This window comes from Floridaenema flaviceps BLCC-F50, from assembly GCF_041929275.2.
GTDB lineage: Bacteria > Cyanobacteriota > Cyanobacteriia > Cyanobacteriales > Aerosakkonemataceae > Floridanema > Floridanema flaviceps.
The window spans coordinates 80622-94741 of sequence record NZ_JBHFNR020000001.1 but is presented as its reverse complement, the minus strand read 5'-3'; the positions used below and the strand labels follow the sequence as shown (position 1 = coordinate 94741).

General features: G+C 37.5%; 14 protein-coding genes. 8 read left to right on the top strand and 6 right to left on the bottom strand.

Features of this window, described 5'->3' with window-relative positions; all coding sequences use genetic code 11:
• The first annotated feature begins 309 nt into the window (after positions 1 to 309).
• Positions 310 to 1674: a helix-turn-helix domain-containing protein gene (locus tag ACE1CI_RS00380; protein WP_413264920.1), complete on the top strand. Its 1365-nt coding sequence runs from the start codon at positions 310 to 312 to the stop codon at positions 1672 to 1674.
• A 36-nt stretch (positions 1675 to 1710) separates the two neighbouring features.
• Here ACE1CI_RS00380 and ACE1CI_RS00375 read toward each other — a convergent pair whose 3' ends face one another.
• The 4 genes from ACE1CI_RS00375 to ACE1CI_RS00360 form a co-directional block, all read right to left on the bottom strand.
• Entirely contained in the window at positions 1711 to 2106 is a 396-nt protein-coding gene (locus ACE1CI_RS00375; protein ID WP_413264919.1) for a type II toxin-antitoxin system VapC family toxin, read from the bottom strand.
• Positions 2103 to 2339, bottom strand: coding sequence for a type II toxin-antitoxin system Phd/YefM family antitoxin (locus tag ACE1CI_RS00370; protein ID WP_413264918.1), 237 nt, complete (start codon positions 2337 to 2339; stop codon positions 2103 to 2105). The genes ACE1CI_RS00375 and ACE1CI_RS00370 overlap by 4 nt, the downstream gene beginning before the upstream one ends.
• 187 nt (positions 2340 to 2526) lie before the next feature.
• On the bottom strand, positions 2527 to 3009 hold the full coding sequence (locus ACE1CI_RS00365; protein ID WP_413264916.1) for a DUF29 domain-containing protein: 483 nt from the start codon (positions 3007 to 3009) through the stop codon (positions 2527 to 2529).
• 53 nt (positions 3010 to 3062) lie between these two features.
• The gene (locus ACE1CI_RS00360; RefSeq protein WP_413264915.1) at positions 3063 to 3611 is read right to left on the bottom strand and encodes a 2'-5' RNA ligase family protein; all 549 of its coding nucleotides are present in this window, start codon (positions 3609 to 3611) and stop codon (positions 3063 to 3065) included.
• Positions 3612 to 3648: 37 nt separating this feature from the next.
• Here ACE1CI_RS00360 and ACE1CI_RS00355 point away from each other — a divergent pair, with 37 nt between their 5' ends.
• From ACE1CI_RS00355 to ACE1CI_RS00325, 7 genes are all read left to right on the top strand, one after another.
• Complete coding sequence (locus tag ACE1CI_RS00355) at positions 3649 to 3915, top strand: YciI family protein (RefSeq protein WP_413264914.1); 267 nt, start codon at positions 3649 to 3651, stop codon at positions 3913 to 3915.
• Positions 3916 to 4071: 156 nt separating this feature from the next.
• The gene (clpB, locus tag ACE1CI_RS00350) at positions 4072 to 6705 is read left to right on the top strand and encodes an ATP-dependent chaperone ClpB (protein WP_413264913.1); all 2634 of its coding nucleotides are present in this window, start codon (positions 4072 to 4074) and stop codon (positions 6703 to 6705) included.
• A 129-nt stretch (positions 6706 to 6834) separates the two neighbouring features.
• Positions 6835 to 7584 carry a class I SAM-dependent methyltransferase gene (locus tag ACE1CI_RS00345; protein WP_413264912.1) on the top strand — a complete coding sequence of 250 codons (750 nt, stop codon included), beginning with the start codon at positions 6835 to 6837 and terminating at the stop codon, positions 7582 to 7584.
• A gap of 39 nt (positions 7585 to 7623) precedes the next feature.
• A complete protein-coding gene (gene hpsE, locus ACE1CI_RS00340; protein ID WP_413264911.1) occupies positions 7624 to 8592 on the top strand; it encodes a hormogonium polysaccharide biosynthesis glycosyltransferase HpsE in 969 nt (322 codons plus the stop codon).
• 76 nt (positions 8593 to 8668) lie between these two features.
• A complete protein-coding gene (hpsE, locus tag ACE1CI_RS00335; RefSeq protein ID WP_496615166.1) occupies positions 8669 to 9628 on the top strand; it encodes a hormogonium polysaccharide biosynthesis glycosyltransferase HpsE in 960 nt (319 codons plus the stop codon).
• Positions 9625 to 10794: a glycosyltransferase gene (locus ACE1CI_RS00330; protein ID WP_413264909.1), complete on the top strand. Its 1170-nt coding sequence runs from the start codon at positions 9625 to 9627 to the stop codon at positions 10792 to 10794. The genes hpsE (ACE1CI_RS00335) and ACE1CI_RS00330 overlap by 4 nt, the downstream gene beginning before the upstream one ends.
• Positions 10795 to 11970 carry a glycosyltransferase family 4 protein gene (locus ACE1CI_RS00325; RefSeq protein ID WP_413264908.1) on the top strand — a complete coding sequence of 392 codons (1176 nt, stop codon included), beginning with the start codon at positions 10795 to 10797 and terminating at the stop codon, positions 11968 to 11970.
• On the opposite strand, the gene ACE1CI_RS00320 is transcribed toward ACE1CI_RS00325, so the two are convergent.
• Entirely contained in the window at positions 11967 to 12965 is a 999-nt protein-coding gene (locus tag ACE1CI_RS00320; RefSeq protein ID WP_413264907.1) for a glycosyltransferase, read from the bottom strand. The genes ACE1CI_RS00325 and ACE1CI_RS00320 overlap by 4 nt on opposite strands.
• A 45-nt stretch (positions 12966 to 13010) precedes the next feature.
• The gene (locus ACE1CI_RS00315) at positions 13011 to 13991 is read right to left on the bottom strand and encodes a glycosyltransferase (RefSeq protein ID WP_413264906.1); all 981 of its coding nucleotides are present in this window, start codon (positions 13989 to 13991) and stop codon (positions 13011 to 13013) included.
• Between the last annotated feature and the right edge of the window lie 129 nt (positions 13992 to 14120).

Here is a 14120-nt window from a genome sequence, read left to right as displayed (position 1 = left end):
AACTTCTTTTGAATCATAATAAAGATAAGGCGTTACAACTAGTCCAGTCACAATAATCCTGGTCAATCAAAGCCTACTCCCGATCGCCCTATCGGTGAGAAAAAAAGTCACCTTTGTAAGGGTTTATAAAGTTGTAAGTTGTTGATTTATCGACAAAGAGCAATTGCATCTATCTATAGATATAAATTTATATAAATAACTCTGTCAGTCGGATCGTGTCGGAACTTTTCCCCAAAAAATCCTTGATTTGTCGGAAAAAAGTCGGGAAGATCGGATAATGTAACAATAATTGTAGTTATTTGTCTAATTATGGATATTGCAGAAGTCTTGAAACTTGCTGATGAACTGCTTTTTACGCATACAGGCGAACATTTAGACCATCTGCAAGAAACAATTCTTAAAAGGACTTTACAAGGTGAAAAATATGCAAAAATTGCCTCGGAAAAACATTTAAGTGAAGGTCATATTCGAGATATTGCATCGGAATTATGGCAAAGGTTATCCGATGTTTTAGGGGAAGATGTTAATAAGTTAAATGTCCGGTCTATTTTAGAAAAAGTTATTATATATAACAGTGTGTCATCTAGAAATTTTATTAGTGTTCACAAAGTAGATATTTGTTCAGAACGAAGGCGATCGTCTAAATCCTCTCCCATATCTAAACAAACTGAAAAGCACCATCTAGACATAGATAATGCTCCAGAAGTTAGCGCATTTTATGGACGAACTGACGAACTAAACGCTTTAAAAACTTGGCTAATTCAAGAGCATTCCCGCCTCATTACTTTATTTGGTACGATCGGAATTGGCAAAACGACACTTGCTGTAAAGCTAATTGAAGAAGTATCAACGCAATTTGAATATATTGTTTATCGCAGTCTTCGCTATTGTCCAAGTATAGATAATTTTTTAACTGATTTACTGCAAAGTTTTGTCTCTCCTCTCGTTGTTCCTAATACGATCGATCGCCAAATCAATTTACTACTTAAATTCCTCCGCCAACATCGCTGCTTAATTGTTATTGATGACTTGCAAATGTTATTTAAACCCGGAAAATTTGCAGGTCAATATCAATCAGAATTTGAAGTATATTATCTGTTATTTAAACAAATTGCTGAATTGTCTCATGCAAGTAGTTTGTTGTTGATTACTAGCGAACAACCAGAAGATGTAAACGCTAATCGTCACAAATTTATCCATTGTTTAAAACTTACAGGTTTGGGCGATTCTGCTAAACAAATATTAAAGGATAAAGAATTGTTAGATGAGCAAATGTGGGATATTTTGATTGAAAAATATCAAGGTCATCCTTTATGGTTAGAAATGACAGCGACGATGATTCAAGAATTATTTGCTGGAAGTGTCAGCGAGTTTTTGTCTGCACCGTTGTTGATATTAAGTAATGAGATTTGCTCACAACTAAAGCGAATCTGGGTAAGATTAACTGAAGCGGAAAAACAGATTATCAACTATTTAGCTAAACAAAATAAAGCTGTAACTTTGAGCCATATTTTACAGGAAAAGCCGAAGAAATATAGCACAGAAATTATATTAAATGCAATCCAATCTTTAAAAAGGCGTGGTTTTTTAGAGAATGAGCAAAATGGAGATCGTGCTTCATTGCTAAGACTTAATAGAACTTTGGAAGTGTATGTGCGATCGCTCACTCAGTAATTAAATTTGCCTTGCAGAAACCCAGTTTTTCACTCATTACCAGATTGTCTGTACATGGGGATAATTCAAAATCTTGGTGTCACAAGTTATTAAAGGAATATTGTATCGTCTGGCGATCGCTACTAAAATTCTGTCTGCTGGATCTTTATGGAAACTTCCAGGTAAGGATACACTAGCGATCGCATCCAGTGGAGATAGCGGTTCAATTACAATACCGGAATGAGTTGATGCTAACTTGTACCATTCATCAATCGGTAAAGGTAATATCAATTTACCAATGCTAGATTTGACCGCAATTTCCCAAACTGAAATCGCTGATACTATCAAACCATTATAGGGTTCTTCAGTATCAATTGCGCTGCGTGCAGCTTCAGACAATTGACTGGGATCGTGAAGTAACCATAACCAAACATGGGTATCAAGTAAAATCATTCTCCTAAAGCATCCCAAAGTTCAGACATCGGTTCATCAAAATCAGCAGCAATTGTAATTGGCATTCCCCGCAGTGGATAATGTTTTTTAGGTAAATCAGAAATCCAATAAGGAACAATACGAGCGACTGGCAAACCATTGCGGGTAATCACAATTTCAGACTGGTTAGCAGAGATTTCATCAACAATTGATGTTAGTGTGACATCCGTTTCCTGTAGGTTAATGTATTTCATATTTTCCTTAATTTCCTCCTTAATTATCTCCAAAAATCACATTTTCATACAAATTATCAATGCTAGTGCGAAAGTCGATGCTTGCAAGATGAATTTGGCTTGATAAAAAGAAGCTAAAACCCTTATGTTTTTGGGTAAGTGCTAAAACAGGGAAAAAAGCGATCGCCCAAAAAGACATTTCATTCAATTATCCAACATTTTCGGGAGTATCATCTGGTAAAAAATCAGGATTAAGAACTTCTTCTACAGTAAAGGGAGACTCTGGGGGAAATATCTTAATAGATAAGCCTGTTTCATCTGCGGCTAGTTCCCTAGCATCTTGATAAGATTCATTAAAAATATCTTCAAAAAACCGATATAAACTCGGACTAATTTTGAAGGCATCTCGGATGCGTTTACGATGTTCTCGAATCGTGTAAACCCAACTATTTGTTCGTTTTTCTTGCTGATATTTATACTTAAGTAAGTGCATGAGAAGTACCCTTAAATTACTCTTTAAAGCATTTTTCTCACTTTTCACCATACTTTCCAGTTCCTCTAGGAGATTTTCTAAATCTATTTCGGCAAATTTTCCCTCCTTTAATAAGTTTATATTTGCTTGTAACCACAGACAAAGATCTTGTTCGTAAAGGGATTTTATTGCCATTGTCATTGATTGATTAGTTGTCATTTTATTTAACTCCCTTTCTCTTCTCTACATAAGTCTAACAAGAAACCTGTTTTTTAGAAGGTAAACTCTTTGAAAATATTCCATCGCCCATTATTATGAATTAACAAAGTTAATTGATTAGCAATAAATTCTGCTTTAAAAGGTTTATCCTGAAATTCAGACCAAGCGGCTTTAAAATTTTGTTTAGTTAAGTCTTTAAAAGCGACTGTCATGTGTGGCGCAAACGGTCTTCCCGGAAATTTTTCGTCTACAATACCCAAGGTTGTCTTTAGGTGATTAGCCAAGTCTGCTTGCAAATTCAAGAGTTCGGGCGTTTTTAAGACATTCACAAAGATGACTCTGGGCGGAAAGGCGGCAAATCCTGATAAAGTAATGGGTACTTGGGATCGATCGCACGCAAACTCACGCAAACACTCTTCTAAAACTTCTACCGATTCCTGATTCCACTGAAAGGGCGGTTGTAGGGTAATATGAGGGGGAGATTTTTGAGCATGACTACTGGCGTAGCGATCGCTAAAGTACTGCTTAATCTGATTAACTTCCTCCTGAATACTGACAGGCGGTAGCAAAGCAATAAAAAACAAACTTCTAGAACTTACCATTAGTTAAAAACCAACTCTTAGATCTCATAACATTAATATGCCTTGGTTTGTCAAAATAGAAGAAGGAATTGTCGATCAACTTACCTTTGACCAATATATCCCCGCACACAAAGCTTTTGTCCGAGATTTAATTGCTAAAGGACACCAAGCGAAAACAGGTTACTGGGGAGAACGCGGCGGCGGAATGTTACTATTCCAAGCAGGTTCAATGGATGAGGCAAAATTAATAGTTGAGCAAGATCCTTTAGTGCAAAATGGTTGTGTTAAATACAAACTTCATCAATGGTGTGTAGTAGTAGAGTGACTGGGGACTGGGGACTGGGGATTGGGGACTGCGGACTGGGAAAAATAGCAACTTGGTTGTTAGAGGGAAAGGAAAATTTAGGTACAATATCGCCAGTTTTCATTAAGATGTATTTGCGGGATGTAAGGAAAAATTCTATTAATAAAAGGAGCTACTGTGCAACCTACTGATGCTACTAAATTTACCGATAAAGCTTGGGAAGCGATCGTCAAATCTCAAGAAGTGGCGCGTCGCTTTCAAAATCAATACCTAGAGGTAGAACATTTAGCGATCGCACTTTTGGAACAAGAAGGACTAACTCAGCGCATTCTCAACCGCGCAGGTGTGGAACCTACCCGCCTGTTTCAACAGTTAGAATCTTATACAAAGGTACAGCCAAAACTTCCTAGAGTAGACCAATTATATCTAGGCAAAAGTTTAGATGTCATGCTCGATCGCGCCGAGTCAGCTAGAGAAAGTTGGCAAGATGGTTATATTTCTGTTGAACATTTACTCTTAGCTTTTACGGAAGACGAAAGAGTAGGTCGGCGGTTGATGAAAGCTTATGATGTAGATAGCAAAAAGTTAGAAGCAACAGTTAAAACGATTCGGGGAAATCAAAAAGTAACCGATCAAAATCCCGAAAATCGTTATGAAGCTTTGGAAAAGTATGGACGGGATTTAACAGAACAAGCAAAAACAGGCAAACTCGATCCAGTAATTGGGCGAGATGATGAAATTCGTCGCGTCGTTCAAGTATTATCGAGAAGGTCGAAAAATAACCCGGTTTTAATAGGCGAACCTGGGGTTGGAAAAACGGCGATCGCAGAAGGTTTAGCCCAAAGAATTGTTAATGGTGATGTTCCTGAATCTTTGAAAAATCGCCGCTTAATTTCTTTAGATATGGGCAGTTTAGTGGCGGGGGCAAAATATCGCGGAGAATTTGAAGATCGACTGCGGGCGGTACTCAAAGAAGTTACAAATTCGGAAGGGCAAATTGTCCTATTTATTGATGAATTACACACTGTTGTTGGGGCGGGTGCAAATAGTCAAGGTTCGATGGATGCGGGGAATTTGCTAAAACCAATGTTAGCAAGGGGAGAGTTGCGTTGTATTGGCGCGACTACTTTGGATGAGTATCGTAAATACATCGAAAAAGATGCAGCTTTAGAACGCAGATTTCAACAAGTTTATGTTAATCAACCAACCGTAGAAGATACAATTTCGATTTTGCGGGGGTTGAAAGAACGTTACGAAGTGCATCATGGAGTTAAGATTACTGACTCGGCGTTAGTGGCGGCGGCGACACTTTCTCAGCGTTATATTACGGATAGATTTTTGCCGGATAAGGCGATCGATCTAGTAGACGAAGCAGCTGCTAAATTGAAAATGGAAATTACTTCTAAACCGGAAGAATTAGAAGCGATCGATCGCCGAGTAATGCAATTAGAAATGGAAAAACTTTCCTTAGAAGGAGAAGAAAGTAAGGTTTCCCAAGAAAGATTGCAGCGGATCGAAGATGAAATTTTGGAATTAAAAACCGAACAAGAAACACTTTCTTCCCAATGGCAAGGAGAAAAGCAGCTGTTAGAAGCAATTAATGCCATGAAAGAAGAAGAAGAACATCTGCGGGTGCAAATTGAACAAGCAGAAAGGGCTTATGATTTGAACAAAGCAGCGCAATTAAAATACGGCAAATTGGAAGGTTTGCAACGGGAAAGGGAAGCAAAAGAAACCGAACTTTTGCAAGTGCAAGCTGAAGGTTCTACTCTTTTAAGGGAACAAGTTACCGAATCAGATATTGCCGAAATTGTCGGAAAATGGACAGGAATTCCTATTAGCAGATTATTGGAATCAGAACGCCAAAAATTACTGCAATTAGAAGCACAATTACACCAAAAAGTTATCGGACAACAGGAAGCAGTATCATCAGTTGCAGCAGCAATTCGTCGCGCTAGGGCGGGAATGAAAGACCCCGGAAGACCAATTGGTTCTTTTTTATTCATGGGACCAACAGGTGTCGGAAAAACCGAATTAGCCCGTGCTTTAGCGCAATTTCTGTTTGATGCAGAAGACGCTTTAGTAAGAATTGATATGTCCGAGTATATGGAAAAACACGCCGTTTCTCGGTTAATTGGTGCGCCTCCTGGGTATGTAGGATATGAAGAAGGCGGACAACTTTCAGAAGCAATTCGCAGACGACCTTATTCAGTTGTATTATTAGATGAAGTGGAAAAAGCGCACCCCGATGTTTTCAATATTTTACTGCAAGTTTTAGATGATGGGAGGATTACAGATTCGCAAGGGAGAACGGTCGATTTTCGCAATACTGTAATTGTAATGACAAGTAATATTGGAGGCGATCGCATTCTCGATTTTAGCGGCGATGATTCCCGTTACGAAGAAATGCGAAAACAAGTAATGGACGCATTAAGAAAACATTTCCGCCCGGAATTTTTAAATCGCGTCGATGATATTATCTTGTTCCATACCTTAAGTCGCCACGAATTGCGGCAAATTGTCGGTATTCAACTAAAACGCATTCACTACTTACTCGCTGACCAAAAAATCAACATTGAACTAACAGCAAAAGCACAGGATCATTTAGCAGAAGCAGGTTACGATCCTGTTTATGGTGCACGTCCTTTAAAACGGGCGATTCAGCGACAATTAGAAAATCCCTTGGCGACTTTGTTGTTAGAAAATAAGTTTGTTGCTGGAGATACGATTGTAGTTAATTGTGAGAATAATAGCCTGACTTTTAGTAAGAAAGAAACTTTAGTACTACAACCTCAAACCATCATAAGTTAAGAATTGAAAGGGTGCTTGAATCGCACCCTTTTTAAATTTATATATACTGTTTTGGGGTTGAAATCATTCAATGTAGTATCATAAATCGCAGAGCGCGATCGCCAATCAAAGAAGGAGGCATGAAAGGAGATGAATTCAGTTTTAGAAGAAATTTTCCAGACTGGTCATGTCAAATCTGCTGATGGGGAATCTGTGAAATTACATTCAGGAATTACTGCTGAACAAGGCTATTTTTTACAGGAAATAATTAGTAAAATAAAACCAAAGGTGAGTCTGGAGGTAGGTCTTGCTTATGGAATTTCAGCCCTTTTTATATGTGAAGCACTGCAAAAAAATTCTCCTGCTCATCATATCATAATAGACCCATTCCAATTTAATTATTGGAAGGGGATTGGTTTGGAAAATTTAAAAAGGGCAGGTTATGAAGAAATAATTGAATTTCATAAGGAGTATTCTCATCTTGCACTTCCTCAGCTTGAATCAAAGCAAATAAAAATTGATTTTGCTTTTATAGATGGTATGCACACATTCGATCACACACTTATAGACTTCTTTTTTGTTGATAAACTGTTAAATATTGGAGGGATAGTTGTGATAGACGATTGTAGTTTTCCAAGTATCAGAAAAGTCTGTCGATTTATTGTTAGGAATCGTTCATATAGCGTATTTCAATGCTTTCCGACGCGGGAATATCAGCTTTCTTTTCAACGCAAACTGCTGAAGTATGCCGCAGGAATTTCTCAACCAATAAGAACTATTCTTAAACCAGAATTTCTCCTACCGGATTTAGATTTAGGACTTATCCCGAAGCTCAGATGTATTGCATTTAAAAAAGAGGCCGAAGATAAAAGAAAGTGGGATTTTCATCGAGAGTTTTGAGCGGTATTGTATACTTAAAAGTAGTTTGGACTATGAACGATGAACCGTGAAAAGTTTAAAATAGATTTAACTGTAGCTATACCAACATATAATGGCGCAGCTCGTTTACCAGAAGTGCTGGAGAAACTGCGATCGCAAATCAACACAGAAAAATTGAATTGGGAAATTTTAGTAATTGATAATAACAGCACAGATCGCACCAAGAAAGTTGTAGAAGAATACCAACAAAATTGGCCTCAAGCTTATCCTTTAAAATATATTTTTGAACCTCAACAAGGGTTAGCTTTTGCCAGACAAAGAGCCGTAGAAGAAGCTACAGGAAAATTTATCGGCTTTCTTGATGACGATAATTTACCTGCTCCCGAATGGATAGCACAAGCATATACTTTCGGGCAAAAGAACGATCGCGTTGGTGCTTACGGCAGTCGAATTTATGGTGAATTTGAAGTTAGTCCTCCAGAAAATTTTGAGAGAATTGCTCCTTTACTAGCAATCACAAATAGAGGTTCAGAACCTCTAATTTACGAACCCCAAAAAAAAGTTTTACCACCAGGAGCAGGATTAGTTGTTCGCAGGCAAGCATGGTTAGAAAATGTTCCCAAACAGTTAATTTTGGGGCCTAAAGGTGATAACCAAGTTTCTCAAAGAGGAGAAGATTTAGAATCATTACTATACATTCAAAAAGCAGGATGGGAGCTTTGGTATAACCCTAAAATGTGCATTTATCATCGCATTCCTCGCCAGCGTTTAGAAAAAGAATATTTGATTAAAATCTGTCGGGAAACAGGACTGTCGCGTTATCATACCCGTATGTTAAGTGTGAAAACCGGGCAACGCCCTATAGCAATGCTGGCGTATATGCTAAATGATATCCGCAAAATTATATTTCATATCCTGAAATACAAAAGCGCGATCGGCAAAGATTTAGTAACTACTTGCGAAATGGAACTTTATATTGCCAGTCTCATCAGTCCTTTCTACATTTGGAGAAGATACTTACAAAGATAAAGTTTTGTTAGTAAATTTACTCCAGATTGCTAACCATAAGCTATTCTAAAATCAACTAAAATTTATCTGTCTAACTGTGGACTTTACTGTAGCAATTCCTACCTTTAATGGTTCTAAACGTTTACCTGAAGTCTTAGACCACTTGCAAAAGCAAGTTGGTACAGAAGATATTCAGTGGGAAGTGCTGGTGGTGGATAATAACAGCAACGACAACACAGCAGCAGTGATTTTTCGCTATGCCGAACAATGGTATCCTCAGCGACAAATAAAATATATTTTTGAACCAAGACAAGGACAGGCATACGCACGCAGTCGCGCTGTAAAGGAAGCAAGCTGTGAATTAATTGGTTTTTTAGATGATGATAATTTACCAGCCGAAAATTGGGTAGCCGAAGCATATAAATTTGGCAAAAATAACCCCCTAATTGGAGCTTATGGTGGTATTATTCATGCCAAATTAGACCAAATTGAGCCACCTTATTTCGAGCGAATTAAAGGTTATTTAACAATTTACGATCGCGGTGATACAGCTTTTTGCTACGAACGAAAAGCTAAACCCCGTCGCATCCCCGCTGCACCAGGTTCAGTAATTCGCAAACAAGCATGGCAAGAATGTGTTCCCCCACCAGAAAAACTATTAATTAAAGGTAGAGATGAAACCACAATGGTTGCTGGTGAAGATGCCGAAGTCATGTTTTATATTCAAAATAGTAAATGGGAACTTTGGCACAATCCCAAAATGGAAATTTGGCATCATATTCCATCTCATAGGTTAGAAAAATCTTATCTGCTCAAACTAGCCAGAGGATACGGTCTTTCCATCCATCTTACCCGCTTGGCTCGGTTTTATCCTTGGCAGCGTCCTTTACTATCCTTTTTGTTACCAATTTATACGTTTCGCGATAGCTTGAAAGTTCTAGGTTACTATCTGAAATATAGAAATGCGATCGAACATGATTTAGCCACAGCTTGTGAATGGCAAGCAAAAATAGGACAGTTATATGGTCCTTACTTAAGAATTAAGAAAAATCAATGAATATAGCCTATATTACAGAATTCGACCTGAAATCATTAGATAGAACTGGTTGGCGAAAAAGCCAACTAGGTCACTGGGGAAGAAGTTATTACATAGCTAAAGCTTTAAAAGATAAATTAACAACTGTTTGCTATCTGGGTCCTTTAAACAAAAAGAGGGCAATTTTACCTAGATTAAAATCGAAGATTTATAAAAATATTTTCCAACAAGTGTACCATCCTTGGGGAGATCCTATTTTCAATCAAGATTATGCTCGCCAGATAGAAAGAAAACTTTTAGATATAGAAGCGAACATTATCTTATCACCAGATATTAACTTTCTAGCCTACCTTAATTGTTCCCAGCCTATCGTTTTATGGGTGGATACTATTTATGCAGGTTTAATAAATTATTATCCTGAGTATATCAACCTTTGTCCAGAAACTAAGCAGCATTTAATTAATATGGACAGGCTGGCTTTAACTAAGTGTAGTATGATTATTTTTTCCTCTGAATGGACTGCTAAAACAGCAATAGAAAACTACGACTTTGACAAATCAAAATTAAGAATAGTTCCTTTTGGAGCAAATATTGAGGAAAATAGAGATTTCGACGAGATCGATAATCTAGTCAAAAGCAGAAAAGCAAAACCTTGTAAATTATTATTTATTGGTGTTGATTGGTTTAGGAAGGGTGGCCCTTTAGCTCTGGAAGTAGCTAAAGAATTAAATAAGAAAGGTATCAATACTGAGTTAACTATAGTGGGTTGTCAACCGATCGCAAGCGAACCTTTACCCAGCTTCGTCAAATCTTTAGGCTTTATCGATAAATCCAAACAAGAAGGTGTAGAACAAATAAATAAATTACTAGCAGAATCCCATTTTTTCATTCTACCTTCCCAAGCCGAGTGTTATGGTCATGTTTTCTGCGAAGCTAATTCTTTTGGTTTGCCTTGTATAGCTACAAATACAGGTGGAATCCCAACCGTTATCAGAGATAACATCAATGGCAAAAGTTTTTCGCTTGATGCTAATATCTCGGATTACTGCAACTATATTACCTATTTGATGAACAACTATCAAGAGTATACAAATTTAGCTCTTTCATCGTTTATGGAATATCAAACAAGATTAAACTGGACTGTGGCAGGGCAAACAGTTAAAAACTTATTGCAGGAGTTAATTTAAGTGGTAAAGTTAGCTTACGTGACAACTTATGATGTTCTCAATAGTCAGAATTGGCCTAAACATCAAGTAGGGCTTTGTGGAGCAGGTTATTACCTAGCAAAAAATCTCCAAGAGCCATCTATTTCCATTGATTATATTAATTATTTTTCTCATAAATTTAAAGTGATAACTAGAGCTAAATGGAGTTTTTATCGCTACTTATTCAAGAAAGATTATTACAGATGGTCAGAACCTTTAGTACTGCAAGATTATGCTCAACAAATTTCTCATAAATTATCTAATTTAAACTCAGATATAGTGCTTTGTCCAGAAAATGCTGTACCAATTTCTTATCTGGAATGCAAGCAGCCAATAGTTTTGTGGACAGATTCAACTTTGGCCGCTTTGATCAATAATTATCCCTGGTTAAGTAATTTATGCAATGAAACTCTTAAAAATATTTATACTTTGGAGAAAGCTGCTTTAGATAGATGTAAATTAATTATATATTGGTCTGATTGGGCGGCGGAAACAGCTATTAAAAATTACGGAATTACTGCTTCTAAAGTAAAAGTAGTTCCAGCGGGAGCTAATATAGAATGCGATCGCACATTAGATGACATTCGCCAAATAGTAGATGCCAGGAGTCCCTTTGTCTGTAAATTACTATTTTTTGGAGTTGAATGGATCAGGAAGGGAGGAGATATAGCGCTTGAAGTAGCCAAGGAATTAAACAAAATAGGCATCAAAACTGAACTAACAATAATTGGTTGCCAACCTATTTCTAACGAACCTTTACCTAGTTTTGTTAAACCTTTAGGATTTATCAGTAAATCCACCAAAGAAGGAGAAAACAAAATAAATCAGTTGTTAGCTGAATCCCATTTTTTGATTTTACCTTCCCAAGCAGAGTGCTATGGAATAGTCTTCTGCGAAGCTAATTCCTTTGGAGTGCCTTGTTTAGCCACAAATGTTGGCGGTATACCAACTATTATTAAACATAACTTAAACGGAAAAATTTTTTCCTCAGATGCGAAGATTTCGGAATATTGTGACTATATTGCTTCCCTGATGGCGAACTATAGCGAATACAAACGCCTAGCTCTCTCCTCATTTAACGAATATCAATCCCGCTTAAATTGGTCTGTTGCAGGTCAAACATTTAAGCAAATATTAACAGAATTAATATTTGCTTAGGTTTGAGGAGCAACAAGATCCACACGGATGAGAATCACTAAAGTCAAAATATCCGTCAGGTTTTTAAATTTGTTTAGCACAGCTTGAGCTAATTTAGATGGCAGAATAACTGTTATGGCAATTCTTAATAACACTTTCCAAATGATTCGCCTTTGCAGCAAAACCGGATCGTATTTAACAGCTTGCCAAAGAAGTCTAATTGCTGTTAAACCTCTTTGTCTTACTGGAAGTCCTTCTAACGCCTTGAATACTAAATATTTGTAGCGGTTTCCCAGACTATACCACTTTAAATGTTGGATCGACTCAGGAGCTTCTGCATAACGTTGCTCAATAATTCGCAAGCTTACTTGTTCCATCTTCAAAACATTAGTAGAACTGGAATTAGTCCGAACTCGATATAAAACTTGTATTGATGGCACAACTATATAATGATAACGAGCCGCTAGTCGAATCCACATATCCCAATCTTCCGCCGGGGGAAGCGACTCATCAAATTTACCAACTTCCTGAAAAGCTTCAGCACGAATCAAAACATTAGAGCCACTTTCGATAAAATCATTCAACAACAACCTGGCATGAGATTCACCTTTCCAATATATTTTGGCACCTCCACGAATAAAATTACCTTCTTCATCAATTAAATCAGTCCAGCTATAAGCTACAGCTGCTTGAGGATTTTCTTGCAATGCTTTTAATTGAGCTTCTAGCTTATCTGGTGTCCAAAGATCGTCAGCATCTATAAAGGAAATATATTCGCCTGTGGCGTGAGATAAACCTCGGTTGCGACTCACCGCTTGATTACCATTGGGATAAGAAAACACCTTAATTCGCGGATCTTGAATGCTGGAAACTACATCCAGGGTTGAGTCAGTGGAACCGTCATTAATTACTATTAATTCAAAGTCTTTAAAGGTTTGGTTTAAAACTGATGCGATCGTCTCTTTAATAGTCGCTTCACCGTTGTAAACCGGAATAATTACAGAAATAAGTGGCATATCAACTCTGTTCTATATAGCAATCACTTTATTTTAGGCAAATTATTAGCGCATATAGCTAAGTAAGACATTCTGGATTTTTGGCAAGGTATTGGATTTATCGATCAATGCCTGAGCCTTTTTAGATGGTAGGAGAGTGAATAAAGCAATTTTAAGTAATATCCTGAAAAGGATTTGTTGCTTTGGCAGACGATCGCGATCGCAAACGATCGCTTGCCAAATAAATCGTGCCGCTGCTAGACCTTTGTGCCGTTCAGGAGGTGCGTCAAGAATCTTGAATGTCAGATATTTATAAAGGTTTGCTAGGCTGTACGGTTTGAGATACTGCAATGATTCAGGAGCTTGAGAAAATGCACGTTCGATCGCTTTTAAGCAACCTGATTCCAACCGCATCACATTAGAAGATATGGAATTTGCAGAAACTCTATATAAAATTTGCGACACAGGCACAACTACGAAATTGTACCGTGCAGCTAAACGCAAATACAGATCCCAATCTTGTCCCGCAGGCAGCGATTCATCAAAACCCCCAACTTCCATAAAAGCTTGCCGACGAATCAAAGGGTTAGAACCATTGTCTAAAAAATCAGCTAATAAAAGCTTTTCATAGACATTACCACTTACAGTGCTGTGACTACCCTGCCGTAAAAACGAACCCGATTCATCCACAAAATCGCTCCAACTGTATGCGACAGCAGCATCGGGATTTTCTTGCAGAGCTTTCAATTGAGCCTCTAGCTTGTCCGGTGTCCAGCAATCGTCCGCATCTAAAAAGGCAATAAATTCACCCTCTGAATGGGAAAAGCCTCGGTTACGACTTGTAGGAGCGCCAGCGTTAGGATAAGAAAATACCTTTAAACGACTATCTTTAATACTTGAAACAATATCTAATGTTGCGTCTTGCGAACCATCATCGATCGCGATCAATTCCCAGTTTGAGAAGGTTTGATTTATAACAGATTCAATGGTGTCTCTAATTGTTTTCTCTCCGTTAAAAATTGGTATTATTACGGATACTAACGGCATATAATTTGTGGTACTGGCTATTAGTATATTAAACGCAAACGAAAAAAATTAGTAAATAACAATCCAGTGGCAGAACTAGACGTACAAACTATAATAAACATAAATCGATCGGTTGCATCCTGTTGTCCT